General features: G+C 36.1%; 1 protein-coding gene. It reads left to right on the forward strand.

The window, feature by feature from the left end; all coding sequences use genetic code 11:
• On the forward strand, positions 1-1,627 hold a 1,627-nt coding region (locus F6K13_RS31550), incomplete at its 5' end, for a M61 family metallopeptidase (RefSeq protein ID WP_287289646.1).
• Between the last annotated feature and the right edge of the window lie 164 nt (positions 1,628-1,791).

A 1,791-nucleotide genomic window follows, 5' to 3' on the forward strand; every position in this document is an offset into this window, starting at 1 on the left:
AGTATGGACACCAGGGTCTTACTTAGTTAGAGAATATGCTAAACATTTACAAGATTTTTGTGCTTATAGTGAAAATGAATCTTCTTTAGATTGGCAAAAGCTCAGTAAAAATCATTGGCAAATAGAAACTTCAGGAACTTCTGAAGTAATAGTACAGTACAGGATATTTGCAAATGAATTAACGGTACGCACTAATCATTTAGACTCTACACATGGTTATTTTAATGGTGCAGCTTTATTTTTTGATATTCCTGGAGCTGAGAAAAATTCCATTTGGATAAAGATTATTCCACCTAAACCTGATTGGAAAGTAGCGACTTCTTTACCAGAAATTCCAGGTTCTGATAATACATTTGAGGCAGTAGATTTTGATACTTTAGTAGATAGTCCTTTTGAAATAGGTACTCATCAATTATATCAATTTGAAGTACAAGGAAAAGCACATCAGTTAGCTATTTGGGGAACAGGTAATGCAGAACCAGAAAAGTTAATTCCAGATATTAAAAAAATTATTGATGTAGAAGCCAAGTTTTTTGGTGGTTTACCTTATGAAAAATATCTATTTTTATTGCATATATCTGGACAGGGGTTTGGTGGTTTAGAGCATAAATTTAGCTGTACTTTAAATTATCCTAGATTCAGTTTTAGGAGTAAGGAAAAACGCGATCGCTTTATGCAATTAGTCGCCCATGAATTTTTTCACTTATGGAATGTTAAGCGTATTCGACCTAAAGCTCTAGAAGTATTTAATTATGAACAGGAAAACTATACTCCTTCTCTATGGTTTTGTGAGGGTACAACTAGCTATTATGACTTATTAATTCCTTTCAGAGCTGGTGTTTATGATGTTCAAACTTTCTTACAAGGATTAGGGAAAGAAATTACACTTTTCCTAACAACAATAGGACGAAAGGTACAACCCCTAAGTGAGTCTAGTTGGGATGCTTGGATTAAACTTTATCGTCGGGATGCTAATAGCAATAATTGCCAGATTTCTTATTATTTAAAAGGAGCGATGGTATCTTTATTGCTCGATTTATTAATTAGGGAAAAACATCAAAATCAATACTCGCTAGATGATGTAATGCGCCGAATGTGGGAGCAGTTTGGTAAACCAGAAATAGGCTTTACTCCCGAACAATTGAAAAGTGTAATTGAAGAAGTAGCAGGAGTAAATTTGGATGATTTCTTTGAGAGGTATATTGATGGTGTAGATGAGTTGCCTTTTGACGAGTATCTCAAGCCTTTTGGATTACAACTTAAGAGAGAAGACAATAAATGGCCTAATTTAGGGATGAATGTTGTCACTAAGAATGGCAAAGAAATAATTAAATTTGTCGAAGCCCAAGGGCCAGCACAGTTAGCGGGATTGGATGCGGGTGATGAGTTATTGGCAATAGATGGTTTTCGGGTAAGTGCTGATAAGTTGAGCGATCGCCTCAAAGATTATCAACCAGGAGATTCAATTGAAGTAACGGTTTTTCATCACGATCAACTTCTGACCCATAAGGTAACTTTAGCAGCTCCTAGTCCTAGTAATTACCAAGTGGTATCATTGAGCAGCACCACACTCAAACAATTAGAAAATTTTGCAGAATGGTTAGGAGTGCCATTGGATTCTATTTAATAGAGCAGGGAACAGGGAACAGGGAATAGGGAACAGGGAACAGGTAGGGACGTTGCATGCAACGTCCCTACAGATTATTATGATTAGGGAAAGAGGCGATCGCCAACCCAAACAATAATTCCCTTGTCTAGACTGACTTTGAAGCATTTTTCCTACCAAAAAAT

The organism is Okeania sp. SIO2B9, assembly GCF_010672505.1.
In the GTDB taxonomy this organism is placed as follows: Bacteria; Cyanobacteriota; Cyanobacteriia; order Cyanobacteriales; family Microcoleaceae; genus Okeania; species Okeania hirsuta.